At 49.1% G+C, this 25309-nt stretch carries 22 protein-coding genes and 1 riboswitch; of the genes, 9 read left to right on the top strand and 13 right to left on the bottom strand.

Translation table 11 applies throughout. The features are described 5' to 3' along the window. Positions 1-96: 96 nt before the first annotated feature. The 4 genes from AC4G46_RS02440 to AC4G46_RS02425 all read right to left on the bottom strand — a co-directional run bounded on the left by AC4G46_RS02440 (position 97) and on the right by AC4G46_RS02425 (position 8193). Positions 97-1629 (bottom strand): HD domain-containing phosphohydrolase, encoded by a 1533-nt coding sequence (locus AC4G46_RS02440; RefSeq protein WP_491126534.1) that lies wholly within the window; start codon positions 1627-1629, stop codon positions 97-99. Positions 1630-2133: 504 nt separating this feature from the next. Further along, positions 2134-3069 (bottom strand): alpha/beta hydrolase, encoded by a 936-nt coding sequence (locus tag AC4G46_RS02435; protein ID WP_491128771.1) that lies wholly within the window; start codon positions 3067-3069, stop codon positions 2134-2136. 220 nt (positions 3070-3289) lie between these two features. After that, complete coding sequence (locus tag AC4G46_RS02430) at positions 3290-5281, bottom strand: choice-of-anchor A family protein (RefSeq protein WP_491126533.1); 1992 nt, start codon at positions 5279-5281, stop codon at positions 3290-3292. Between the two features lie 90 nt (positions 5282-5371). Then, positions 5372-5462: riboswitch (cyclic di-GMP riboswitch) on the bottom strand. A 1129-nt stretch (positions 5463-6591) separates the two neighbouring features. Further along, a complete protein-coding gene (locus AC4G46_RS02425) occupies positions 6592-8193 on the bottom strand; it encodes an alpha/beta hydrolase (protein WP_491126532.1) in 1602 nt (533 codons plus the stop codon). Between the two features lie 399 nt (positions 8194-8592). Between AC4G46_RS02425 and nrdI the strand changes: the two genes are divergently transcribed. The 3 genes from nrdI to nrdF are packed head-to-tail and all read left to right on the top strand — an operon-like array spanning position 8593 to position 12020. Then, positions 8593-8952, top strand: a complete 360-nt coding sequence (gene nrdI / locus AC4G46_RS02420) for a class Ib ribonucleoside-diphosphate reductase assembly flavoprotein NrdI (RefSeq protein ID WP_068723738.1) — start codon at positions 8593-8595, stop codon at positions 8950-8952. Next, the gene (gene nrdE, locus AC4G46_RS02415; RefSeq protein ID WP_491126531.1) at positions 8939-11023 is read left to right on the top strand and encodes a class 1b ribonucleoside-diphosphate reductase subunit alpha; all 2085 of its coding nucleotides are present in this window, start codon (positions 8939-8941) and stop codon (positions 11021-11023) included. The genes nrdI and nrdE overlap by 14 nt, the downstream gene beginning before the upstream one ends. A gap of 37 nt (positions 11024-11060) precedes the next feature. Further along, positions 11061-12020, top strand: a complete 960-nt coding sequence (gene nrdF / locus AC4G46_RS02410; protein WP_042172438.1) for a class 1b ribonucleoside-diphosphate reductase subunit beta — start codon at positions 11061-11063, stop codon at positions 12018-12020. Between the two features lie 140 nt (positions 12021-12160). Here the strand turns inward: nrdF and AC4G46_RS02405 are convergent, their stop codons facing one another. The 3 genes from AC4G46_RS02405 to AC4G46_RS02395 are packed head-to-tail and all read right to left on the bottom strand — an operon-like array spanning position 12161 to position 14507. Further along, positions 12161-12688 carry a hypothetical protein gene (locus tag AC4G46_RS02405; RefSeq protein ID WP_491126530.1) on the bottom strand — a complete coding sequence of 176 codons (528 nt, stop codon included), beginning with the start codon at positions 12686-12688 and terminating at the stop codon, positions 12161-12163. An 11-nt stretch (positions 12689-12699) separates the two neighbouring features. Then, positions 12700-13062, bottom strand: coding sequence for a polymorphic toxin-type HINT domain-containing protein (locus AC4G46_RS02400; RefSeq protein WP_491126529.1), 363 nt, complete (start codon positions 13060-13062; stop codon positions 12700-12702). Between the two features lie 17 nt (positions 13063-13079). Continuing rightward, the gene (locus AC4G46_RS02395; protein ID WP_491126528.1) at positions 13080-14507 is read right to left on the bottom strand and encodes an MDR family MFS transporter; all 1428 of its coding nucleotides are present in this window, start codon (positions 14505-14507) and stop codon (positions 13080-13082) included. A 167-nt stretch (positions 14508-14674) separates the two neighbouring features. Here AC4G46_RS02395 and AC4G46_RS02390 point away from each other — a divergent pair, with 167 nt between their 5' ends. Both AC4G46_RS02390 and AC4G46_RS02385 read left to right on the top strand, forming a co-directional pair. Beyond that, a complete protein-coding gene (locus tag AC4G46_RS02390) occupies positions 14675-15280 on the top strand; it encodes a TetR/AcrR family transcriptional regulator (protein WP_491126527.1) in 606 nt (201 codons plus the stop codon). 57 nt (positions 15281-15337) lie between these two features. Beyond that, entirely contained in the window at positions 15338-16345 is a 1008-nt protein-coding gene (locus tag AC4G46_RS02385) for a VanZ family protein (protein WP_491126526.1), read from the top strand. Positions 16346-16594: 249 nt separating this feature from the next. Here the strand turns inward: AC4G46_RS02385 and AC4G46_RS02380 are convergent, their stop codons facing one another. From AC4G46_RS02380 to AC4G46_RS02370, 3 genes are read right to left on the bottom strand one after another with little or no spacing between them, the layout of a single operon-like run. Further along, complete coding sequence (locus AC4G46_RS02380; RefSeq protein ID WP_491126525.1) at positions 16595-16957, bottom strand: phage holin, LLH family; 363 nt, start codon at positions 16955-16957, stop codon at positions 16595-16597. 11 nt (positions 16958-16968) lie between these two features. Then, positions 16969-17886 carry a peptidoglycan recognition protein family protein gene (locus AC4G46_RS02375; protein WP_491126524.1) on the bottom strand — a complete coding sequence of 306 codons (918 nt, stop codon included), beginning with the start codon at positions 17884-17886 and terminating at the stop codon, positions 16969-16971. Position 17887: 1 nt separating this feature from the next. Then, entirely contained in the window at positions 17888-18151 is a 264-nt protein-coding gene (locus AC4G46_RS02370) for a hemolysin XhlA family protein (protein ID WP_052421614.1), read from the bottom strand. A gap of 198 nt (positions 18152-18349) precedes the next feature. On the opposite strand from AC4G46_RS02370, the gene AC4G46_RS02365 reads away from it, so the two are divergent. Then, positions 18350-18931, top strand: a complete 582-nt coding sequence (locus AC4G46_RS02365) for a stalk domain-containing protein (protein WP_491126523.1) — start codon at positions 18350-18352, stop codon at positions 18929-18931. On the opposite strand, the gene AC4G46_RS02360 is transcribed toward AC4G46_RS02365, so the two are convergent. Together AC4G46_RS02360 and AC4G46_RS02355 are read right to left on the bottom strand one after the other, a co-directional pair. After that, the gene (locus AC4G46_RS02360) at positions 18925-20733 is read right to left on the bottom strand and encodes a phage tail spike protein (protein ID WP_491126522.1); all 1809 of its coding nucleotides are present in this window, start codon (positions 20731-20733) and stop codon (positions 18925-18927) included. The genes AC4G46_RS02365 and AC4G46_RS02360 overlap by 7 nt on opposite strands. A gap of 24 nt (positions 20734-20757) precedes the next feature. Further along, on the bottom strand, positions 20758-21750 hold the full coding sequence (locus tag AC4G46_RS02355; RefSeq protein ID WP_491126521.1) for a tyrosine-type recombinase/integrase: 993 nt from the start codon (positions 21748-21750) through the stop codon (positions 20758-20760). A 129-nt stretch (positions 21751-21879) separates the two neighbouring features. On the opposite strand from AC4G46_RS02355, the gene AC4G46_RS02350 reads away from it, so the two are divergent. The 3 genes from AC4G46_RS02350 (at position 21880) to AC4G46_RS02340 (ending at position 23408) form a co-directional block, all read left to right on the top strand. Then, on the top strand, positions 21880-22098 hold the full coding sequence (locus AC4G46_RS02350) for a helix-turn-helix domain-containing protein (protein WP_491126520.1): 219 nt from the start codon (positions 21880-21882) through the stop codon (positions 22096-22098). 381 nt (positions 22099-22479) lie between these two features. Continuing rightward, on the top strand, positions 22480-23076 hold the full coding sequence (locus AC4G46_RS02345; protein WP_491126519.1) for a hypothetical protein: 597 nt from the start codon (positions 22480-22482) through the stop codon (positions 23074-23076). Between the two features lie 134 nt (positions 23077-23210). Then, positions 23211-23408, top strand: a complete 198-nt coding sequence (locus AC4G46_RS02340) for a hypothetical protein (RefSeq protein ID WP_491126518.1) — start codon at positions 23211-23213, stop codon at positions 23406-23408. Here AC4G46_RS02340 and AC4G46_RS02335 read toward each other — a convergent pair. Continuing rightward, a complete protein-coding gene (locus AC4G46_RS02335) occupies positions 23382-25301 on the bottom strand; it encodes a hypothetical protein (protein ID WP_491126517.1) in 1920 nt (639 codons plus the stop codon). The genes AC4G46_RS02340 and AC4G46_RS02335 overlap by 27 nt on opposite strands. Between the last annotated feature and the right edge of the window lie 8 nt (positions 25302-25309).

Genomic DNA, 25309 nt, shown 5'->3' with positions numbered 1-25309 from the left:
ATAGGCACGCAAGCAGAAGCGGACACCCCCATAATCTGGATGGTATCCGCTTTCTCCTGAAAAGCATGGGTCCGGGAACACCGACTGCTGTGCTTGTTATCCGGTACGCCCCGGATATTCCCGTTCGTCCTTGTGTATATTTTTGCCGAAGTAGGCCAGGAATAACCCGGCGAACTGCGGATCCCACTGGCTGCCCCGCCCCTTCTCCAGAATAGCCAGCGCCTGCTCATGATCCATTCCCTTACGGTAAGGCCGGTCCGAGGTCATCGCATCATAGGCATCCGCCACTGCAATAATCCTGCCGTGCAGCGGAATGTCCATACCGCCCAGACCGTCGGGATACCCCTTCCCGTCGTAACGCTCATGGTGAGAGCGCACGCCGCCCAGATACGGAGCCATTTTCTCCACCGGCTCAATCTGTCGCAGTATATTTTCCCCGAGCACCGGGTGGCTCTTGATCTGATCGAACTCCTCATCTGTCAGATTGCCTTCCTTGAACAGGACGTTATCGGGTACGCCAATTTTGCCGATGTCATGCAGCAGCGCCGACTTGCGCAGATCGTCCAGGCTTTGACCGGTCAGACCGGCCAGCTGTCCGATAATAACCGAATACTCCGCCACCCTTAGCGAGTGGCCTGCAGTATAAGAGTCCCGGGCATCCAGAGCAACGGCGAGCGTCGTAAAATAGCTGTCCAGCAGCTGCCGGCTCTGCTGCTCACGGTCCTGCAGTCCGCGCACCATCATATTAAATCCGGCGACCAGCTTGGAGAATTCATCGGAATATTCATCCTGCACCTGCAGGAGGCGTCCGTCTTTGATATTGTTCATAGCCTTATACAGCTCGTTAATCGGATGCTGCACACTGTTGGTCAAGAGGAGGGCTGCCACCGAGGAGAACAGGGTGCCGATCAGCAGCACCATTCCTGCCCAGACCCAATAATTCTGGAATCCGACCAGCAAGCCGCTTCCGGTATTATTCATGCGTATATGAGTCGCCATAATAAAAAGAAACAGCGGGAACGTGCCGATCAGCATACAGCTAATCAGAAATTTCGGGCGGATGGGCACAAAGACATGACCCTCCAGCGAGAAATCGACATTGTACAGCTCCATTGCCCGGTTTCTGAATTCCTTAATCAGCGGAATAATGGCCGAACAGGTCAGATAAAATTCGATCAATGCATGCATGCTGGCTACTAGTATAGCTCCGACAATGGCCATTACCAGGTAAAAATACGGTATAGTAAGCAGGCCGGTGTGAATCATCCAGAAGGTCATCAGGGCTGCCGGCAGCGATAACCCCAGAAGATGGGGTCCGAGAATGCGCATAACCGCATGTCTGGGCAGCTCGTGGGTGTGCAGATAGGCCGCCTCCAGCACATCCAGTGCAGGCTTCGGGTCCAGCAGGGCCGTCCGGATCGGCTTGATCTGCCTTAAGAACACACTGATTTCCGTAACTGCCATTATAATGAATGAGAGCAGCAATACAATCAGCAGCCGGCCGTACTCCACCATGCTGATCTCCAGAGAAGTAAGCAGGATCAGGCTGCCTACCGCCATAACCGCAATGACGGAGCCGAATAAATAATTGCCAATCTGCTTTCTTAAAAATGCCCTGTATATATTCATTAGCTCTCCCATCCCCGGTCTTACCCAGCTCCTACTTATGTTTGCACTTATATATATTTCGTGATATAATATAGGAATATTTGTTTAGGTGTATATGTATCCCCTTCAAGAAGATGTCAGGCCGATTGTTTTATTTCTTTTTAATATCGGCAATCCGGACACAAATTCTTACGTTTTCTTGCATGACTCTTCCTTTTTATGAGATTAAATTCGAACATAGTATTCCGATTCACACTGGCGCGGCCACGGAGCCGCAAGGACAAGAGAGAGGTAGGGCTCTTGTCGTTTTGGAAGGATTATTCTCGCCATACGGCTGCTGGAAATAACAAGGAATTACGACACCCGTTACGCTCACTGACGGCGGGGGATGAATATACCTATAAGACATGGTTTAGCTGCTTATACGTTGCAGGAAGCAGTCCATGTGTGGAACATATTAGTGCCCGGTAACCGCGCCAAGCGGATACCGGGCACGTCTACTTTTCAGGGGATTCCCCCCCCGAATCAAGGTACATACCGCTGCACAAAGCCGCTTACCCTGGCGATATACCCCGTCTTATCCGTATCGTAAGCCAGACCATGTCCAGCCCCGTGCACGATCAGCTTTTCCTTTGGGGCACTGCAGGCCTGATACAGCTCCTCCATCATGTAAAAGGGTACGAACCTGTCCGCATCTCCATGAATGAACAGGATCGGCACCCTGGCCTTACGCACCTGTCTGAGCGCGGAGGCATCCCCGAAGAAGTAGCCTGCTTTGATCCGGGTAACCAGGCTGGCACACTGCACGAACGGAAAGCCCGGCAGGCGGTACATCCGCCGGAGCTGATAGGACAGCTGCGCCTTCACCGAGCTGTAACCGCAGTCTTCCACGATGGCCTTGACCTGTACCGGAAGCTCTTCCCCCGAAGTCATCAGCACCGTCGCCCCGCCCATGGATACCCCATGCAGCACAATCCGGGCCTCTGGTCCGGTCTCTTCCAGAATATAAGCAATCCATTTCACCATATCCCGGCGTTCCGGCCAGCCGAATCCGATATAATGGCCCTCGCTTTGCCCGTGCCCCCTCGCATCCGGTAGCAGCACATTATAGCCCAGACGCTCGTGATACATTTTGGCAATTGCCCCCATATCCTTCCCCTTTCCGGAATAACCGTGGGCAATAATAGCCGTACGGCCTTCTGCCCGTTCAGAAGGAAGAAAATAACCCTTAAGCTGCAGGCCGTCATCCGATACCAGCTGGACCTCCCGGAAATGCTGGCGGGAAACCCACTCGGCCCCCTCACCCCAGGAGGCCCCGGCAACAGGCGGATCGAGCTTCAGATCCGGGCTGGTAGCCAGAAACTCTTTTGGTGCACGATGGATTGCCACCCCGTAGAAAAAAAAGCCGGCATAAAGCAGCCCGGCTGCTGCAATGATAATGATTGCTGCTATGATGATCATCCACATCTGTATCGCCTCCTTACAATCAGCATCTGCTTGTTAGCCGCCCGTTCCATATCCTAATATCCTGCGGCTGCTAATGTCTGCAAAGTATAGCATGCCGTATGGGCATTTGCGAAAAGCAGCATAAAAAAGGCTGCCCGGAGCTATACCCCTTCCGGCAGCAGCCTTTAAGCCTTCCTGGCGGAATCTCTAGTTCATCCGCCGGGCTTTACTGTTCCTAGCTTTTGCGTTTGCCGGTTCTGGTTCTGCTTAACAGCAGCCCCAAAGCGGCCAGCGTCAGACCTGTAATGTAATACGGAGCGGGACTCGATTCCCCGGTCTGCGGCAATGTAGCAGCTGCCGCTGCTGTAGTGCCGGGATCTGTAACACCGCCCAGCGGAATTTCATCATCGAGAATAATTTCATCATCCGGTCCCGGCCCGGCTGTCGGACTTGGCACCGGTGTTGCCTGCGGTACTGTCACTCCAGCTGCGGCTGCCGTTGCACTTGCGCCTGGACCAAGCGGTACAGGATTATCGTCGATGGCCAGTTCGTCATCTGTCACTATCGTTCCAATGACAGTCGGACCGGTCGGGGTTAACGGCGTTCCGCCCGGAATAGCGACTACACTCGTCGGCAGAGCCGTTGCCGGTGCTGTTGGAGCAGGTGTTACACCGCTTGTCGGTACTGCTGTAGAGGTGCCTGAAGTCGGTGTTGCTGCCGGCGTTTCAGTAGCCGGAGTACCTGAAGTCGGCGTCGGTGTTGGTGCTGTTGTCGGTACCGGCGTCGGCGTGCTTGTTGGTGCTGCCGTCGGCGTCGGTGTTGGTGCTGTTGTCGGTACCGGCGTCGGCGTGCTTGTCGGTGCTGCCGTCGGCGTCGGTGTTGGCGCTGTTGTTGGTACCGGCGTCGGCGTGCTTGTCGGCGCTGCCGTCGGTGTCGGTGTTGGTGCTGTAGTCGGTACCGGCGTCGGCGTGCTTGTCGGCGCTGCCGTCGGTGTCGATGTCGGTGCTGTAGTAGGTACCGGCGTCGGCGTGCTTGTCGGCGCTGCCGTCGGTGTCGATGTTGGTGCTGTAGTAGGTACCGGCGTCGGCGTGCTTGTCGGCGCTGCCGTCGGTGTCGATGTTGGTGCTGTAGTAGGTACCGGCGTCGGCGTGCTTGTCGGCGCTGCCGTCGGTGTCGATGTTGGTGCTGTAGTAGGTACCGGCGTTGGCGTGCTTGTCGGCGCTGCCGTCGGTGTCGATGTTGGTGCTGTTGTCGGTACCGGCGTCGGCGTTGCTGTCGGTGCCGTTGTCGGCTCCGGTGTCGCTGTGCTTGTCGGAACCGGCGTTGGCGTTGCTGTTGGTGTTACCGGGGTTCCGTTGTCACGGCCGGTATATGGCTTATGATGGAATTCCCCGCTTCCTTCCAGGGAAGCACCGATCATACTCCCGTTGATTTGCCCGTTATTAAAGGTAATCGCTGCGTTTGGTGCCAGCACAGTTCCCATTACACCGATACTCTCCAGCCGCAGAGCCGTTGCCTGCGGGAAGTTATAAAGCACCTTATTCTGGCTTACGCCAGTCAGCCCGTTTCCGTTCTTGAACGTGACCGAAGTTCCGTCAATATTAACGATAGCGGTAGATCCCTCCGGTGCAGTAATCCGCAGCTCATTGGCGGCAGTCAGCGTGCTTCCTGAAACCAAGAATACATTCAGCACAGGATCAGTGCCGGTCAATTTAATATTTCCATAGCTATCCTCAGTCTTGCCGTTCACCGTCAAAGCTGCAAGCTCCTGGGATTTAGCGCGGAGCAAGGCAAACTCCGAGACGAAGTTAATAACGTTCGCTTCTTTCCGCAGGGTTCCTGTCCCGCCCCGCGGTTTACCTGAACCTGTATAAGTGCCGCCGTACACGGCGTTACCGTTAACTTCCCCCATCTCATAGCTCAGATTGCCGCCAGCCACCAGCGAATCCATTTCTGAGCGTTCCGCAGCACTCAGGCTATGGCCTACCGAATATCCGCCCTGTGAAAGGGTAATATTGCCGCCTGCAGCCATTCTGCCTTCAGAATCACTATGGTAGCCTTTGAGATCACCAAGGATAAACACATTGTACTTACCCGCAACGCCCGGAAGGGGGGCACTGTCGGCTCTCACTTCACCCTGACCGGCCGAAGCCAGCCAGCCGCCGACCAGCAGGACTGCAGACATAGCCAGTGCAAAAGATAATTTGAATACAGATTTACGTTTCATTAATAATCCCCCCGTAAGATGCGATATAAATTTTGGTTATAGCAGCACCTTCACCTGAAAAATAAAAAAAACCGCCAGGAAGACAAGCTCCATGGCGGCCGGACGATCATAGCCCTCTCTCAAAGGCTGTAGACTCCTGACTTTGCGTCCCGCACTTTCGCGCGGTTTGCGATTATACATGAGAAGGTATGTAATTGGTAATAGAGAAAATAGTCTATGACATTTGTTACTTTAGAACTAAACTCAGTGTATTCCCTGATCCTCTGTATTGTCAATCTATTCCTTATAATATTTTGCCAATAACATTAGGAATTTTTCAAAAAAGAGCCTGTACGGCGGATTATATGCAGAAAAGCACTATAATTCTATCTATTCTCCAACTGATTCTCTCTCATGCTCAGGAATACCCGTACTCATTTACTTAAAATTGTTGTATTTAAAATATTTTCATTCTAGTAGTTTTGAACTACTTATTATTGAGATTATTATATTCCCGATTTAAGTAAAAAAGACTCCCCGCGGATCACTCCGCAGACAGTCTTCGTTCTTTGCGTGGGTTTAATATTATAACAGCTGCAGCCAGCCGATCATTGACATCCAGAGCGGAATACTTAAAAACAGGCCAAACACCAGACCGCGGCGGAGACTTCCTTCGTGATTCATCATCATTCTCCTTTTTTAACTGCATTATTCTTATCCTTAGTATTTCAAATTCAATATAAAACAATTCTAAATATTTTATTGTGAAAAATATCACATTATTACTGTTATTTTAAAATATTATGTTGCAAACAAAAAGGCCTTGCCATGGGAGTTGGCAAGACCTGCAGGGTACCATATAACACTGGGGGGTGTCTGGTATATTCACTATAAAGGATCTACCTGAAAATAAGCTGATAGCAAGCTAAAAATTACATTAAAATGGTCCAGCAGCCCAAAGTGCTGATCACTACGACCAGCGCTACAGGATAAAGAATTTTCCGGCTCACCTTATCTCTGAAGGTAAAAAACAGACATATCATACAAAGCCACGCAATTAGGAGACTGCCCATTTCCTATGCATTCGCTCCTTCCTGACCTCTGATCTATATTAAGAAGATACCCGCCGGGCACCCGATACATACCATTTTGTACGGCATTTTTTTCTCCTATATATAGAAGAAAAGCGCGGCAACCGGTAAAATCCGGAACACCGCGCAGCATCAATTGTTGTAGTTCCAGCCTGTGCTTGCATAAGTACGGTCTCTCGCTCCCTTACTAATATAAAGCAAACTGCTGATTTGTCAAATGGAACAGCTTCCCGGAGACTCTCAGATGCAGAGCTCAGCACCTTCCGCTGCAAAAACAAAGCGCAGCATCGGACTGAACAGCGGCTGCAGCACAGACATATGTCCTTCGCCCTGGAATTCCTTATAGGACAGCCGGCTGAGCCCGCAGCCGTTATATGGGATCAGCCGCTCATGGAAGGCCCTGGCATTCTCCAGCATACCGGCCTCCTCCGAGCCGATGCCGATCATCAGCGAGCAGGCAAGCTCCCCGCTGCGCAGCTTGTCCTCCAGCTCCGGCAGCATATCAAACAGCACCCTGCCCTTCCACCAGAGGGACGGGCTGCCTGCGATATAAGTGCTGAACAGCCGGCTGCGGCGGATCAGCGTATACAGGGCGAAGAAGCCGCCCAGTGAATGTCCGAACAGCGCAGCCCTGGAGTGATCCACGCGGTATCTGCGGCTGATCAGCGGCATCAGCTCCAGCTCAATAAAGTCGAGAAAGGTATCCGCCCCGCCGTTCACCGGCCAGGGGGAGCCGTCCGGACGCAGACCCTGCTGTACATCCGGCAGGGTAAGATCGCGGAAGCGCCGCTCGGCCACAAACGGCCCGTCTGCCGGATAACCGATGGAGATTACCATACCGGACGGAAGCCCCCGCGGATGCCGGGTCTGCAGCCGCATCGCATCGTTCAGGGAAGCGAAATAGGCATTGCCGTCGACGGTGTACAGAACCGGGTAACCCTCCGGCGGCGGGGGCTTCAGCGGGATATGGGCAAAGATCCGGTAAGTCAGGCCATTATACAGGGAGGTCATGTCCCACATCTCGGTTCCCGGCAGCATGCAGGCACTGACAGGTGAGATCAGCCCAGGCTCCATCCCGGCCCGCAGCGCCCCCGCCTCCTGTCCGTCAGCCGCTCCGTACAGCCACTGCAGCGCTTCAGGAAACTGCGCCGACATAGAGGCAAGGTCATGGGCAGCCCCGTCGGCAATCGAGAGCCGCAGCCGCTGCTCATCAGCCAGCTGCCCCCTCAGGTTGCGGTACAGCTGCAATGTGCTGGGCACGGCATGCCGCTGAATATTCTGCTTATATACGCCCTCACGGTTGCCTACAGAGAAATACAGCCGCTGCCCCCGGTCAGGCAGCGGGTTAGCTTCTGTGTAGCTAAGCATCCCTTCATACCATATGGAAGGTGACAGCATCCCGAACCTCCCGAAGGCATCGGGCCGGCGGTAAGCGGCCAGCAGCGTCACCAGGCCGCCCAGCGAATAGCCGATCAGCCCGGTATTGTCCGGTTCCGGGGCTGTCCTCAGGACAGAATCGATGTAAGGCTTGATGCCATCGGCGATTTCATCGAGATAGGCAGACCCGCGGCCGCCGAAGGCCGGTCTGCCTTCTGTTGCAGCAGACTCCGGCCAGGGTGTATAATCATCATTTCGGGAAGAGGTGCTGATCCCGACGACGATCAGCTCGGCCAGCAGCCCCTCCCGGAACAGCCTGTACATATAATTTAAGGTATTCATCATTAAGGTTGCGCCGTCATGCAGATATACTGCAGGATAACGCTTTTGGGATAATGCATAGGAAGGGGGCAGGAACACCGTCAGCCGGCGCCCCTGCCAGTCCAGCTCTTGCACTTCAAACATCGGGCCTTCATCCTCTCATCCTTTATCTCTGGCGGTTTCTTTCGTTATTATGAAAGCTTTTGATTACTTGTACCATAGACGGAGGCCGGAACAGGCATGGATTTTTGGATGCCGGGTACGTAAGGCCTCTTTTCAGCACGGCTCAGACTATATTAAAAATTAGAATAAAATTTTAGAGAACAGATTGCAGGCGGGGCTTGGCCTGACCGTTTCTGAAGGGCTTTCAGAGGGCCGCTAAGGGCTTTCTGATCTATTGACTTTCCAACATATAGTGTTTAATATGATTGAAGTCACCTAAATGTAGTGTATATAGTAGTTAAACTCATATACCTAGCGGAACACCCGAATACAACTAGCGAAGTATAAATAGAACCATTGTTATAGGAGGTTAGAGCGACTATGCTGATTGCTTACGATTCCAAAACCGGCAATGTCAGACGTTTTATCAACAAGCTGAAGCTGCCTGCTGTACAAATCGAAGAGCATATGACGATCGACGAGCCTTACGTGCTTGTTACATACACCACCGGATTTGGACAGATCCCAGAGAAGGTGTCCTCTTTTTTGGAGAGGAACCATTCCAGGCTGAAAGGCATTGCCGCCAGCGGCAACAAAAACTGGGGTGAGCTGTACGCCCATAGCGCAGATCTGATCGCAGAACGATATAATGTGCCGGTAGTCGGCAAATTCGAGCTTTCAGGTACTTTTGGCGATGTGGAGCGAATTAAACAGGAGGTGAACCGGGTTGCGGCATATTGAATTGAATAACATGTTGATGAAGAGAGACGAGACCGGATTTTTCCAGCTCGATAAAGACCAGGAGGCTGTAGCGGAGTTCATGCGTGATGTGGAGCGCCGCAGCTTGACCTTTACAAGCACCAAAGCCAAGATTGATTATATGATTGCCAATGACTATTACGAGGATCTGTATGACCGTTACAGCGCAGCTGAGATGGAGGATGTCTACCGGATCGCCCATGAATATGATTTCCGTTTTCCTTCCTATATGGCGGCTTCCAAGTTCTATACAGACTATGCCGTCAAAACCAATGACCGCAAGCAGTACCTCGAGCATTATCCGGACCGTGTAGCGGTAGTAGCTCTGCACCTGGGACGCGGAAATGTTGAAACGGCCCGTACTCTGGCACGTTCGATGATGGAGCAGCGCCTGCAGCCGGCCACACCAACCTTCCTCAATGCAGGCAAAAGCCGCCGCGGCGAGATGGTTTCCTGCTTCCTGCTGGAGATGGACGATTCGCTCAACTCGATCAACTATGTGCTGAACACCTGCATGCAGCTGTCCAAAATCGGCGGCGGCGTTGCCGTCAACCTGTCCAAGCTGCGCTCGCGCGGCGAGACGATCAAAGGCGTTGAGGATGCAGCCAAAGGCATCATGCCTGTGCTGAAGCTGATGGAAGACGGGTTCTCCTATGCTGACCAGATGGGCCAGCGCAAGGGCTCCGGTGCGGCTTACTATAATATTTTTGGCTGGGACGTGCTTGAATTCCTCGACAGCAAAAAGATCAACGCCGACGAACGGACACGCCTGAAGACGTTGTCCATCGGTCTGATCGTGCCGAACCGCTTCTACAAGCTGGCGCAGGATAATCAGCCGCTTCATGTATTTGCACCTTATACGGTTTTCCAGGCTTACGGCACTCATCTGGATGACATGGATCTCGACGAAATGTACGACACCCTGCTCGCTGATCCGCGTGTGAAGAAAAAGGTTGCCATGAGCGCACGCGACATGCTGACCAAAATTGCCATGATCCAGCTCGAATCGGGCTATCCATATATTATGAACAAGAGCAATGCCAATAACGCTCACGCCCTGAAGAACGTCGGCCAGGTCAAAATGTCCAACCTGTGCACCGAGATTTTCCAGCTGCAGGAGACTTCCGAGATTAACGACTATGGCCAGGAGGATGCGATCCGCCGCGATATCAGCTGCAACCTGGCTTCCCTGAACATTGTGAACGTGATGCAGCACGGCAAAATCCGTGAATCCGTCCATGAGGGCATGCTCGCCCTGACCGCAGTCAGCGACATGACCACCATTTCCAATGCTCCGGGCGTAGCCAAAGCGAACAAGGAGATGCACTCCGTCGGCCTTGGCGTCATGAACCTGCACGGTTACCTGGCCAAGAACAAGATCGCTTATGAAAGCGAGCAGGCCCGCGACTTTGCCCGCACGTTCTTCATGACGATGAACTACCACTCGATTGAAAAGAGTATGGAAATTGCCGCTGAAACCGGCGAAACGTTCTACGGGTATGCTGAGTCTGACTACGCGACCGGGGTTTATTTTGACCGCTACGTGTCTACTAATTACCAGCCGGTTACGGCAAGAGTGCAGGAGCTGTTCGCAGGCATCTATATTCCTACTCAGGAAGACTGGGCGCAGCTGCGCGAAGCTGTTAAGAAAAACGGCCTGTACCATGCCTACCGTCTGGCGATTGCACCGACTGCGAGCATTTCATATATTCAGAATGCTACATCCAGCGTAATGCCGATTGTAGAGCAGATTGAGACCCGTACCTATGCTAACTCGACCACCTATTATCCGATGCCTTATCTGCAGCCGGACAATGTGTTCTACTATAAATCCGCTTATCAAATGGACCAGTTCAAGGTGATTGATCTGATTGCAGAAATCCAGCCCCATATCGACCAGGGTATCTCGACCGTCCTGCACGTGAACAGTGATGTAACGACCCGTGAGCTGGCCCGCTGCTACCTGTATGCGGCACACAAAGGCCTGAAGTCGCTGTACTACACACGCACCAAAAAGCTGTCCGTCGAGGAATGCCTGACCTGCTCGATTTAACGGGCCGTACGGCTACAGAAAGGGAGATTAGACCATTATGAGCGCAATTCAAGCCGTGAACTGGAACCGTCCCGATGACGACTTCTCGCTGATGTTCTGGAACCAGAATATTATGCAGTTCTGGACCGACGACGAAATTCCATTATCCGATGACAAAATGTCCTGGCTGACGCTGAGCGACACCGAAAAGGACTCTTATATGAAGGTGCTGGGCGGGCTCACCCTGCTCGACACCGTGCAAGGCGGCGTAGGGATGCCGCAGATTATGGAGCATGTAGACGGCCTGCAGCGCAAGGCGGTGCTCGGCTTCATGGGGATGATGGAGCAGATTCATGCGAAGTCCTACAGCAGTATTTTTACGACGCTGGCTTCCACTGAGGAGATCGACGGCATCTTCCGCTGGGTGGAGGACAACACGTTCCTGCAGTTCAAGGCCCAGACCATTTCCGAGTATTACAAAAAAATCGAAACTCCCAAGGACCTCTACCTGGCGATGGCGGCTTCCGTCCTGCTGGAGAGCTACCTGTTCTACAGCGGCTTCTTCTACCCGCTCTACCTGGCCGGCCAGGGCAAAATGACCTGCAGCGGCGAGATCATCGACCTGATCCTGCGCGACGAGAGCATCCACGGCGTTTACGTTGGCGTGCTGGCTCAGGAGATTTTCGAGGAGCTGTCCGAGGACGACCAGCGTGACGTGTACCAGACCCTCGTTGGGCTGCTGCGTCTGCTGCATGCCAACGAGGAGCAATACACCGAGCAGATTTACGCGCCAATCGGACTTGTGGAGGAAGTGAAGACCTTCCTGCGTTACAACGCCAACAAGGCGATGATGAACCTGGGCCACGACCCGCTGTTCGACGAGGAAGAGATCAACCCGATTGTCCAGAACGGGATCAGCACCCACACCAAGCAGCATGACTTTTTCTCCAAAAAAGGCAACGGCTACGTCCGTGCGCTGAACGTGGAGCCGCTGCGTGATGAGGACTTTAGTTTCTAAGTATAGAAAAAGGGGCGTTATCGCCCCCTTGTAATGCCGCCGGGGATTCCCGGCGGTTTTTTGTTGTGTGGAGTATCGGCTCCTACCGGAAATTAACGAATTTCCGTCTAGAGAGCAAGGTGGCTAGCTTTCACGTTGCCTTATTGATACAAATACCCTTCATTTCTAATGAAGTTGTATTCTTGGATTAGACGACTCATACCTTCTATCCTACTTTCTTCAAAGCCTGCCTTCTTTAACGTAACAATAATGTTATAGATAACTCTTTTCCATTCGAATCCAAATGATTGTATTGAAATATTGACACTTCCACTATCTCTCAAAATGCGTTCAGTGCTGTCATTTATAACTCCCCATTCAGCACTTATCCCCAGTTGCCCTGAAACCCATTTAAAATGCCATATATGGGCAAAAGTATTTGAAACCCAATAAACATCTTTGCTGCCAAATTCTTTAATTCTTAATGCTTCTAGTACATCCAAAATATCATCAATCATTAAACATAAGTCATATTTATAACTAAGAAATAGGGGAATATTATTCCAAAAGATAATAGCAGACTCTGTTAAAAGTGGGAATGAGTTTTCTACAGCATCTGATAAAGTTTCAGCTTCAAAACTGACATTGTCTGAATTCTTTGGACAACTTGCTTGTATGAAAAATGACATTACAATCCTCCTTATGGTGCAGGATATCCATGAAAAGTCCCTGTGCCATTATTTCTAAGCCACATTTTCGTAGCGGGTACTGTAGTTCCGTCAGGCATATGAACAACTGAAGTCGAACCAGGAGCATGTTTTCCCAAACCAAGGTACTTCGCTTCATGACGAAGACATCCATCTGTATTATGAACCCAAACACCCAAATCCGTCACATAATACGTATGAAAGTCGGCAACCGTAAAGTTATAAACTGTAACTGGTTTATCCAGTTTAACGAACTCAACCTTATCAATCGTAAGGTTGATTCCATCAGCTTTTTGGAGTTTATCCCCCACTTGAAGTTCATCCGCATATCCAAGTTCCTGAATTGACTGAATCAAAACTTCCTGAACCCGCACTACGAATGACGTTTTGCCCCCAGCCGCAGACTGAACAATGCGCCTGACAGAGCAATGCAGGCCGCTAACAGAAAGGTATCGGAGTACCCTTTCATTTCTGCCAATAGTGTATTGCCGCCTGCCATCGTTATCCGCGCGTTAGCCCGGAGTGCCAGGAAGTTGCTCAAGCCTGCAATGGCAATAGGGATCACCAGGTTGGAGCTTGCTGAGGTCAAAGGTGTAACACGGCTGATTAGTTCCGAAGGAGCCGATTGCAGGATGTAGGTATTAAGAGACATCATACAAAGGCCCATTCCGATTCCGAGCAGCCCTACCATTCCTCCAATCAGCCCGCCTCCTACGTTCTGGCCTATTTGTGACAGCAGGAATAAAGCCATAGAAATCGTCCCTAAACCCAAGCCGGCAAGCGGGCGTATACCTACCTTATCAAACAGCCTTCCGCCAACCGGCATTAGCAGCCCGGACGTGATAGCCAGCATACTCATGACCAGACCTGCCTGAAACGGGCTATACCCCTTAAAATGCTGAAGGTACTGCGGGATAAAGACCAGAGATCCGTTTAGAGCCGCATATTGAATCCAGCTTACAAATATTCCTCTTCGAAAGCTAACCTTTCGGAATGCCTGAAGAGCCAGGATCGGCTGTGGATGTCTATTCTCATGAAACCACAGCCAGATTAGCAGTATGACACTGACTGCCCTCAATAACCAAAGAAGCCATTGGGAAGCATCCACATTTATGCTTAAAGCTAGTAAAACAAAGGCTATAGGAGCCAGGAAAAAGCCGGCTATATCCAAGGATTGCTTATCATACGCGGATTGGGCTGGTCGCAGTGCATTTGCCTTAAGCAAATAACGTATGCCTAAATAAACAGTAATCCCTCCCAATGGAAGATTAATGAGAAATATCCATTGCCAGCCTATTGATTCTAACAGCCAGCCTGACAAGACAGGTCCGGAGGCCGGTGCCAGCAGCATAGGGATACCCAGCATACCCATGACCTGCCCTCTCTTATTCTCCGGTGCAAGCCGGAAAATCATAGCCATTCCTATCGGCTGAACCATTCCCCCACCAAGCCCTTGAATGATCCGGTAAATCGTTAACTGCAGGGAGTTCTGGGCCAGCGCACATAGCAGCGATCCCAAAACAAACAAGACTATGGTTATAAGATAAGCTTTTGCTGAGCCGAGCCTGTCCGAGAACCATCCAGCCAGCGGAATGGTCACCGACATGGCCAGCATATAACCTGTAATCACCCATTGCAAGGTGCTAAAGGAAACTCCAAAATCCTTAGTCAGGCTGGGGATAGCTACGTTCATGGCGGTGCTGTCTATCATCACCATCATCATTCCGGGAATAATAGCCATAAGCGTAAGGATGAACGACCTCCGCTGAGACACCTCATTCTGTTTGTACTGACTATTCATATCAGCTCTCCCTTTACTGAACATCGTGTTGATTAACTTTTACCTGCTGATTATAATCAGAACAACCAAAATATCGATGATCACAACCAATCGTTATGTTCATTAATCAACGGCAAGCTGCAGAATGATTAGTAAAGTTATTATTTTATTTAGGAGAGGAATTCACAGTGAACGAAAAAACAGACCGCCGGATTCTAAGGACCCGGACTCTTTTACGGGAGGTTTTGCTTGATCTGGCTTCAAAAAAACCACTTGAAACCATCACTGTTAAAGAACTGACGGAAACAGCCGGATTAAACAGAGGGACCTTTTATTTGCACTATCAGGACATTCATGATTTCTATGAGCAGTATAAAAACGAGGTACTGGAGCAGTTCAACAGCATTATAAAGAAGCTTGGCCACACCCGTGAAAGCAGGGAACCCTTCATTGACCCGCCCTTAGGCTATGTACGCCCATTCGAGTATGTCCTTGAGCAAAAGCATTTTTTCAAAATATTCCTGGGCTTCGGGGGCGACACCAATCTCTCGCTTCAAATGACAGAGCTGATCAATCAGCAGTTCATTAATGCCTATCGCGTAAACCATCAGCAGATTGAGTCCGCAGATATCCCTGTGAAACAGCAGTACTTATTTGCGTATCTTGCTTCAGCCTATGTGGGGACAATGCAGTTCTGGATTCAACGGGATTTCGATCTCTCTCCGGCGGAGATGGCTATTTTGTTCTCACAGATTTCGAGGCTGGGATCGGCGCATGTAACAATTCCTGTTTAATTTTATCTATGTACAGTAGAAGACACTAAACTGAGCTATAAAGGGAGGTCATACATCATGTTTCAAGGGAAAACAAGGACCGCCGCTTGGATCGGGTTCGGGCTATATACAGTCCTTACTCTTTTTTTCTTATTCGTTGGCTTCAACCGCTCATCGGCTCTGCCGGAGACGGGCTTGCGTTATCATTTGGCATTTGACGGGATTCCGCTGAGGTTTCCGGGCGATGGTTATTCGAATCTTTGGTTATTTAACCTGGGGAACTATCTGGCATTCGTACCGTTTGGAATATTGATTCCGCTACTGATCCGCTGCCGGTTCCTGCCGTTTCTCCTGGTCTTCTTGGCAGCCATTACCGGAGTTGAGCTGATCCAGATGGCGACCCATTTGGGCGCATTCGATATTAACGATATCGTCATTAATACGCTGGGTGCGACTGTCGGCTACGGTGCTCAGCAGCTGGTCCGCCGCGATCGTACGACGCCAAGAGGTTTACTCAAACTCCTGTTCTCCGGAGCAGTCCTGACTGTGGCCGTCTACTCCGCCGTGAGTGGTCTTAATCATTATCTGGATAATGGCCGCGGCAAGATTATAGCGCTGGATCAGCTCCCCCTTGAAAAAGGCGAACTGCGGTGGGAACCAAGACTCATCGGTTTCACTGCAGCGCAGGAGCGGATCGAACCGGCGATCAATCTATACAGCCGTGATAATCCGAGAAACCACGAGTTTTCACTGCGTCTTGATGGACAGTTCAAGGAGTTTTCTGGTAATCTCGCAGTCCCTGACGACGTTATAAATCCGACAAGCAGCGGCAGCAGCCGTGTCATTATCAGCGCCGACGGAGAAGAGATTTACTCCATGGATGTGAATATCGTACCGGGTGAGAATCAGCCGTTATCTTTCCAGGTGCCGCTTGAAGGCAAGCAGGAGCTGACGATTGCCGTCTTCAACGATGCTGCCGACCCTCGAACCAATGCGGTATTCTGGGATGTCACGCTTATTGAAGCCAATGCCGGCCAAAAGCTGGTGGCCCGGATTCATCAGTTATTTTACTCGAGTAAGGGGTAGAAGAATGTTAGAAAAATAAAAAAAAGCGCGGCCCCCGGAACCCCGGAAACCGCGCCATAATCGAATTAGTAAACATGCTGGTGAAGGGAATTGAACCCCCGGCCTACGCATTACGAGTGCGGAAAACGGCGGTTTTCATGGTGTTTATTAGGTTTTATTAGTATTCATTTTCGCGTGTTATCTACGTTTAAGGTTCTTCAAGTTCTGCTTTGGTTTTTCATGACGGTAGAAGTTTCGGTAGAAGATGGCTCACTGTTTTGTCAGCACTGTGGCCTTGTATTTCAAGTAAGCATCCTCGACTGCTGCCCTGATTTCCTCTTTGGAAATTTTTATTCCGCGCGTCTCCAATTGATCAGCAGCATAAGCCAATGCTTGCTGCAGCTTGTCCTCCCCGCCAAGCTCCTTGTAAACCGTCTGAGCATAAGCAAAGCCCTCTGCAGCAATTCTATGAAGCATTTCCCGCTGCTGAACATTAAGTTTTGCATCAAACCACGCATCTGCTTTAAGCTGAAGCAAGGATACGGATCTGAGTATTACGGTGGTGAGAACGCCAATAAGCGCCAAGACAATGGCTGTGATGTAAGGCTGAGCTTGATCAATAATTGTTTGCATGAAAACCTCTCCTATTCCTTGGGCATGCCTGCAGCAGCCCGCAGGTGATTTGCCGTATTGTTGTAATAAGCCATCGCCGTTTTATCGTTCTTCACCTTTGCCGCCTGCCAGCCGGGAGACAGCCAACGGAAGACCAACTCCTGGACATTACTCTTCGGCAGTTGAACAAACGGCGCTTCCGATCCTGGCTGTAGTGGAATACATGCAGCTTTCCGCAGGTTATTCGCCAGATTGTGCAGGTGCAGGGTGCCTACCGAATCGCCTGCTTGACGGGCAGCGAACCACGCCGGGGATACATAATCGTCAATGAGTGCCTGAGCGACATCCGCTGACAGTTGCACCGCTGCAGGCGGCGAGATTACCACCGGCTGCTCCTGCATTTCCTTAGCAACGTCATAAAGCAGTTCTTTCAGTGTTTTGCCGATGGTAGACAACGCCTGGTCAACATCGCTCTTGCGGGTAGGGTCCAACTGCTTGTGGCTCGGAATATGAGTCAGGGGATTAAGCTTCCACTTATCGCAGCAAAAGGCCAGATACCACACAAAACGATTGTACGCCTCAATGGTTTTGATCTGTCCGCCGTAGCACAATTCCACTCCCAGGGCAATGTCGTTGGCATCGTCACCATAGAGCTTGTTGTCCGTGGTCACATTGTACAGCACATGCCAAGCTTTTTCGGCTGGATCGGTGCCGGTGCCAGTTGGGATGATCTCCAGAATCTTTACGTCATCAATAAAGACCTGTGCTGAGGCTGATCTGTTGACCAGTGTTTGAAAATAATTGAAGTGATTGTCCGCCGTCGCCCCGGGATTACCTGTATCGTGAGCAACTAAATAACCCGGCGTTCCCGAAACGAGGCGGGTGCCGGGCCGAACATTCTGGCGCTTATTGATGTAGCGACGTTCGATTGGAAATTTATCTTTGATCACGCTAATTTCCTCCTAATCTGATAGCTACTACAATTGCAGCAGCAACAACGGTAATGATTGATCCCCCGATAGTACGCCAAAGCCACCGCTGTCCGTCCTCAATACGGTCTAACCTGTGATGAGCCGATTTTGTCGATTGCATAGCCTCACGCGCCAAATCACGGGTTGTTTCAATGGTAATGGTCAGCGTTGGGACAGCTTCCAATGTTTTTTCCATTCGTGCTAACTGAATTTGAATCTCAACTAGCTTATCCTCTGTAGCCACCGTTCCTCCTCCTCCTGGCATCGTCTTCCCCCCTCTCCAAGTTGAACTCTCTGAAATGCAAAAACACGCCAACAAGGGCGTGCCATCTGTATACTATTTATTTATGGTCAACCGAAACTCACCTCCCATATGTAATATAATCTCCTTCCCATCATTTGCCGAAATATATGGTAATATGGATTAAAGGAGCTGAGAATCTTGAAAAAACTTATTGTCGGCCTAGTGGTTGGCATGCTCATTGGTACAGCCGGAATGGCTGCAGCTGCCACCACACAAACCGTGCAAGCTGCCTTTGCAAAATTTACGATTAGCATTGATGGTCAGAAGCAAAGCTTGAAAAGCGACCCGCTTGTTTACAAAGGCACTACATATCTACCGGTGCGGGAAGTAAGCGAAATACTCGGATACGAACTGGCATATGACAACACCACAAAATCTATTGATCTTTTGAAAGGAGAAACCAAAATGACGGAAGCTAATGAGTCACCCGTAACAACTATTGAAGAATCAAATACAGTGTCATCTGAGATTAATGCTGATGATTGGATCTCTGCAAGAAACCTTGTTGATAATTATGATGTTGATGTACAAATTTCTTCTGGGAAAATACGAGACCTTACATTCAAAAAAAATGGTGTTACGATCTCTTTTTCTGTGCCTGGAAGCAATGTTGAAGGAGTATATTCGAGTGTCGATGGTCAACATGAAGTTATGATTAAAAATGGTGCGCTTTATCTTTCGAAATCAGCTGCAAAGTTTTTGGGATTAGATATTCAGTAATCCCCGCCGCCTCTTGAATTTACAAAAAACTGCATATTTACATTTGCTACTATGCGTCCGAGTGAATCGGGCGCTATTTGCACTATATGCCATATTCCGCGTTGCACTCGACCATTGCTATCTTTCGAAAGATACGGGATCAAATCTAAATCCGTAACACTTGTAGAGTTTCCTGGAACATAATTACCATCAACAGTTACGACAATACTTTCGGGACTAGGACCCTCGAATATCCCGTATTCTATTTCATGTGTATGCTCTGGTATTTCGTGAGTGTGGTCCATTTCGTGTGTATGATCAGGCAGATCAATTCTATGTCCGTGGTTCGCTGGATTGTGAATATGTCCTGGATGAGACACCCAAGTTACAAACCCTCCTCCAGGTGTCGATAATGCGGTTCCATTGGCAATTCCGTGATTATGACTTCCTTCATACGTTGTTGGATCAGGTGCATATCCAGATTCCAATTTGTAAGCCCCGGTTCTCGTATCTACAATCCCTCCGCCATCCGCCGTGGTTTCTCGACTGCTTGGTCCCGATGTTGTCGCAGGTGCAGCTTCAATCGCCTTGCTGTACGCCCTAAACGGCTCAGATTGGAAAGAAAGCGATAGCTTATTAATCCTTGCTGTACCTTCAGGCACATATACCTGTAGGACAGCCGGATGATCCGGATCACAATTATCAGCAAAATTTTGAGTATCAATGTTCGTCGCGCCCTGAGCATACGTTTCACTGATCCGCTGCCGGTTAGCCAGGTTGTTGGTATCAGTAGCTTGGCTGGTCGCCTTATTCGCTATTTCTAACTTCACATCCCCAGGAGCACCCTCAGTATCTGGCCGTCCCCGGACCTGTATCCGATCAATGATATCAATCCCTAGCTCTTCGTCGATAATCCGCACCAATGCTCCCGTCCGGAATTTATCAATCGGATCATCAGTTAATCTGTAAAGCTCCAATCCCTCCACGCTATAAGTCCTCTTTGGTCTCTTCATCTTCTCCAGGATAACTTTCGCCGTTGCAAAAAGGGTGTTGGCATTATCAATCGCCAGGTCAACGTATGGGTACGAGATAACACCGTATTGCCCGATGGTGTCCGCATCAATGTAAGGAAGGCCGGTAGGATTTACCACAGTAATCGTCAACTGGTTTACACCCTCTCCATAGCCCAATGGGTATATCCGTGTGATGATCTGAGTCGGGTCCTCGTCCACCGTGATTCCCTCAAGGTTCTTCCCGTATCGAATCCATGCGCTCGGCTGCGTATCAGGCCGCACCAAATTGAGCGTCCATGGCGTTGTGGATGTATCCCATGTCCACATATAATCCGATTCCAGTGGCTCTGTAACGGCGAACAGAGCGGATATGAGGTTATCATTCTCGTAGTTGTACTCAAATTCATCGTCGAATTCGCAGGTATCGAACTCCCAGCGCTGCGTCGATTGCTTCGAGAGGATATATTGGATCACGCTACCGATAGGTACGCCGGACCCTCCCACCTGGTGATACTGGAACATGATATCGTCCATTAACGTGGCAAGAACATGTTCACAGGTGTATGTGATCGTCCTACCATCATAGCTCCGCTGGGTCTTCGTCGGCATGATCCGGAACAGATCCACCCGCTCCTCACCGTCAAAAATCTCCACATACCGCAGCGGCTGGCACTCCGCATTCTTATCATCATCGGCTGGTAAGGAGAAAGAAGCGCTCCAAACTTCGTTCAGGCGCTCTTCGTACCCGATACTGAAAGCATTCTGCAGATAAGCCACCAACTGCATGTTTTGGTTATATACCTTGATCAAGTGAACGTCACCTCTCTATAAGCTTTACTGAACCAGATATCGCTTGTGCTGCTCCCGCTTACGGTCTTCTGTAATCCGTGCATAACGCAGGGTGGTTTGCGGGTCCGAATGGCCCATAAGCTCCTGCACGGCCACAAGTTCAGCGCCATTATTGAGCGTCAACGTTGCGAAAGTGTGCCGCAGCACGTGCGGACTGACCTTGTCCTGCAGGCCAGCTGCCCGGGCGATGACGGCAATTTCTCGCTGGATTCCTCGCTTGGTCAGGCGGCGGTAATCCTTCCGCTCTGTGACCATCAGTGCTTCACAGTCGTCATTCCGGGACTTCAGGTATTTGTTCAAATGGTACATGGCCTTAAAGGAGAAATAAACCTCGCGCTCTTTATTTCCTTTGCCGATGACACGGCAGCTCATGGACTGCTGATTGATTGCATCTCGATCCATACCGTATACCTCGGACAACCGGCACCCGGTAGCATACATAATCTCGATAAAAGCCCTCTGACGGTCTGTTTTGCAGGCTTCGCGCAGCATTTCCAATTCCGGAATCGTCAGCGCCTTCGGCAGCCGCTTTTCCAATTTCGGAGTCTTGAGTTTAGCCGATGGGTCCCGGGGCAGTATCTCTTCTGATGTGAGCCAACCGAAGAAACTTTTGAGCACAGATAACTTTTTCCCGATCGTGCTCATTTTCAAGTTCTGGAATTGTCCCAAGTATGCACGAATATCGGCTGCTGTAACATTGTCTGTCCGCTTCCGCACATGCTTGAAGAATATGTGTAGATCCAAAGAGTATCCATCCAGCGTTAATGGGCTGAGCCCTTCCAGACGCTTGGATGATAGGAACATCTGAATCTTCTCTGTTCCATCCGGGTGCGGTTCATCTTCCTCCACCCGTTGAATATGATATTTAGCCACAACGGCGGACAATATAGACTTTGTTCGTTCAACTTCTAATTCAGGGAAAGCGTCATAAATCACGGCCACGACATCGGACAGCAGTTGCTCACTTACATTGTTCATGATGCACCTCCAATGACTCGTTTAGCGTGTCTTTATAATATCACGACCCGTTATACGTGTCACCGGACTATTGACCCTTTTTGTGAGTCATTATTTGGTGTAATATAGGACTGAAGGAGGTGTATGCTATTGTCCAGCCTGAATTCCGCACTCGAACGCATCTTGGATGAAAAGGGCCTAACCATCCGGGAAGTGGCGAGAGCCATTGATTACCGGTTCGATTCTGTCCGGTTGCTGCACAAGAACAAAATGGAACGGTTCCCCAGGGACCTGATTCTGAAGCTTTGCGATTATCTTGATGTGACACCGAATGACTTATTGGAGTACAAAAAAGAGCCGCAGGAGTAATCCGGCAGCTCTTTTTTAATGCCCGTTTTCTGTTATCGGTAGTGCGCAGTATGGTCCAACCGTTCATTCTTTAAATGCCTTCTCAAAACGGGATATATATCTCTTATTTCTTTCTGATATTTCTTCGAAATCCGTTAGACTGCTGGAAAATTGGCTAGCTGCAGCCTCCTCAGCTACTTTCCAATCCCTCAATAGTTCATAAAAAATATCTCTACACGTTTCTATGACAACCACCTTCTTTTATAATAATCTAATACTAAATGAAAGTAGGGATAAAAATATGCGCTGGTATGAAGATTCTATTGCATGTTTAGCTTATGCAGAAACACTTCTCGGTCAAATCCTCGAAAAGGAAAAAATGCTGCGATCAATTCAAGTAAATTGCCAGAAATCAAAGTGTTAATAAAAAGCTTTTTGGAAAATTGCAGATCTCCGCTAGACTATGGAGCAAATGCTATTTTCAACGAATACTGTACTGGAAATCACGGTCCATATCATAAAGTGTATTTCCCTATTAGAAAGACTAAAAATGCTTTTGATGATTGTATTAGAAACAATTTCATAGGATTGACAAATATTCATGTTATTCGCGTTCTTGAAAATGCCCAACCTTACATTAGATCTTGGATTAGCGACTTAAATGCACTAACTAATGAAAATAAACATCGCAATTTAACAGCACAAATTCCCATCAATGAAACCAATATAAATTATGGCAATATCGGAGGAATAGTTTTTCAAAACGTTACATTATCAGGACCTGGATCTGAGTTCTCGGTTGGTAACAAAACATTTTCAGGACCAGAAATTGAAGGTCTATTCAACGTTTTGAAGGCTAACTATTCAAAAATCTTAATGTTTGAAGAAATTAATAAGCCAGTGTCGGACACTCTTTCAGGGATCCTATCAGGAACTAAATGTACAATTATCGATTTGCACACAGTTTTAAGAGAGCAACTTGATCTACCGCCTAATTAGAGCGAATCAGATCTACAATATGCCATATGTCAGCCTCTCTATACTCATTAGCCGGCTTTCCAGGGGCAAAAGCAGGCGACTCTGCCATAAGAAGTTCATAATTTTCATTTTTAATAACTACGGCTTCCCGGTCAATGACTGTTCCATTAGAATCGCTAAATGCGATTAATAAGTCTATCGTTTTATCAATTTTGTTCTCAATTATTCTTACTATTTCTTCCGATGCAGATTGGATACTACTTGTAACAATTTCTGTTCTTGCAACAGTGATTATTTTCCCGCTTGCTCTCATTAAAAGTCACCGCCTAAACATTTTTCAAATAAGGTGTTAGTTCCTTAATTGGATTGACCAATTCCGTGTAAACCTTGACACAGTTTATCTTGTACGTATCACCTGCTGTTCCGTCTACGTTTAGATAAACAAGTGCCGTACCAGGAACAGCAGTTCCGGATAGAGGATTGTATAGCGCCATTATTTTCCCGTCTTGACGCAAGTTAGTTGACTGGTTTACAGGGTGAATGATTGTCAAATTATCAGGAGCTATCGCAAAATTTATGAAAGAAGATGCCGCATTCTTCGTCCTAAGATCCGTGGACATAGCCAATACTAAATACCCTGATGTGTTAGCAGCATCGATAATATACTGCGGTAAGTCCATTAAAACTTGAAAATTGGCGGTTTCGTGCATCGTGACCCGCAAGTTTTTGTCTTCTTTTACAACGCTGATATTCGACGGTGACGCTGTAGTCACTGTTACATTTGCTAGATCCACTTCGTATTCCGAGTAATCTGGCCCATAATCATAATGAAAATTGTAGTTTTCATAATGAGATGTGTTAAGAGCTTGATATACATGCACATTATCCAGCTTATACAAATTTCGCATTTTTCCTAAATCGACTATACCTTCTGCACGCACATTCGAAATCTTCGTTGCGGTGTTGCCCGTACAGTGTACGGCTAGGTTAATCGTGTCTAGGCTGGTCACAAAGCCATCCAGAATGGAGTCAGCAGCAGTAATCGCGTAGTGAATACCTTTTGTAGGCTGATCATTAAACATCTTAATATCATCTACTAAATGCCCCATGCCATCTAAGTGTAAGCACGTTTTGGTATTGGTTGACGTCCGATTGTTTTGGAAATTGATACCCTGCAGCGTGCAGTAAAGGATGGTGTTACCGAGAGTAGGGTTATATGCTGAGTTATCAAATTTGATCCCGTAATCATAATAACCGCGAATTGTAGTGTTTTTGATAGTGATGTCGGTCACATATCCATCTGATTTTAGTTGGATACCTACCTTTGGATTGCTAATGTATGCATCATGCACCGTCACATCCCACACGCCTGCCGGAAAAGCACCTGGCTGGAAATTTATAGCCGTAAACTTTGGAACATCAGTCACTGGCCCGTCATAAGTGATGAATGCAGAGTATAAATCGGAGTTGGATGCTTGCCACAGTAAAATGTCATAATCGATAGATATATCGACTACAATAGCCATAAAACTGTGTACACTGATTCCAGATCCGACAGTTTTAAATTTACCCCCAGCATGAATCATAAAAGCACCTTTTGAATCAAAATCGCAGGTTATTGTAACATCGCTTGCAATTTTATAGACTCCTTGAGGGACAAACACTCGTTTTCTTGGATTAAAGGATGCGGCATAATTATTCGCTGCTTGAATAGCCGGTGCTGCATCAATCACACCGCCGCTTATAATAGGCATTAATGGGGCAGGAGGGAATAAGGCGTTGACCCATTGTGATGACAGTTGATCGCCAGTTTCCGCCAACTGCGTACTAAGCTTAGTGTAATCTGAGCCCAGCCGATTGTTCAAAGTACCGTGATTTACACCCTCGGTGTCGATCGCCGCTTCAGCTGCAGCAGCGCTGCTATCGCCGTTAATGACGAGCGTATCCACACGCTGCTTTTCCAAGTCCACAGCCTGCTTGATATTGTCCGCTCCGATAACAGCCCCGGCGTAAGCAATGTGCTCCGCCGCATGAGCTGACTCAGATTGGACATGGGAATCCACGGCTTGCTTGATGTTGGCCGCACCCGCAACCGGCCCAGAATAGGTTATGCTTTCGGCGGCATGGGCGGCACCGGAAGCCTTATGGTTGATAATATCGTCGTTAATTGCTTGCTCGTTACGCTCGATGATCGGCCAGGCCTCGCGCAACTTCTGTGTTCCCTGTAAATCTTCTAACTCTGCCATGACCCACA

The sequence above is a fragment of the Paenibacillus sp. fava2 genome (genome assembly GCF_058313675.1).
Note: the sequence above shows the minus strand (reverse complement) of the source record. Positions and strands in the feature narration are given on the sequence as shown.

Coding starts and splice junctions, on each gene's coding strand:
- AC4G46_RS02430 (WP_491126533.1), bottom strand. CDS start 5,281: ATGAAACGTAAATCTGTATTCAAATTATCTTTTGCACTGGCTATGTCT.
- AC4G46_RS02340 (WP_491126518.1), top strand. CDS start 23,211: ATGACTGTTCCATTAGAATCGCTAAATGCGATTAATAAGTCTATCGTT.
- AC4G46_RS02440 (WP_491126534.1), bottom strand. CDS start 1,629: ATGAATATATACAGGGCATTTTTAAGAAAGCAGATTGGCAATTATTTA.
- AC4G46_RS02385 (WP_491126526.1), top strand. CDS start 15,338: ATGTTTCAAGGGAAAACAAGGACCGCCGCTTGGATCGGGTTCGGGCTA.
- AC4G46_RS02405 (WP_491126530.1), bottom strand. CDS start 12,688: ATGTCATTTTTCATACAAGCAAGTTGTCCAAAGAATTCAGACAATGTC.
- AC4G46_RS02335 (WP_491126517.1), bottom strand. CDS start 25,301: ATGGCAGAGTTAGAAGATTTACAGGGAACACAGAAGTTGCGCGAGGCC.
- nrdI (WP_068723738.1), top strand. CDS start 8,593: ATGCTGATTGCTTACGATTCCAAAACCGGCAATGTCAGACGTTTTATC.
- AC4G46_RS02355 (WP_491126521.1), bottom strand. CDS start 21,750: ATGAACAATGTAAGTGAGCAACTGCTGTCCGATGTCGTGGCCGTGATT.
- AC4G46_RS02425 (WP_491126532.1), bottom strand. CDS start 8,193: ATGTTTGAAGTGCAAGAGCTGGACTGGCAGGGGCGCCGGCTGACGGTG.
- AC4G46_RS02380 (WP_491126525.1), bottom strand. CDS start 16,957: ATGCAAACAATTATTGATCAAGCTCAGCCTTACATCACAGCCATTGTC.
- nrdF (WP_042172438.1), top strand. CDS start 11,061: ATGAGCGCAATTCAAGCCGTGAACTGGAACCGTCCCGATGACGACTTC.
- AC4G46_RS02435 (WP_491128771.1), bottom strand. CDS start 3,069: ATGATCATCATAGCAGCAATCATTATCATTGCAGCAGCCGGGCTGCTT.
- AC4G46_RS02395 (WP_491126528.1), bottom strand. CDS start 14,507: ATGAATAGTCAGTACAAACAGAATGAGGTGTCTCAGCGGAGGTCGTTC.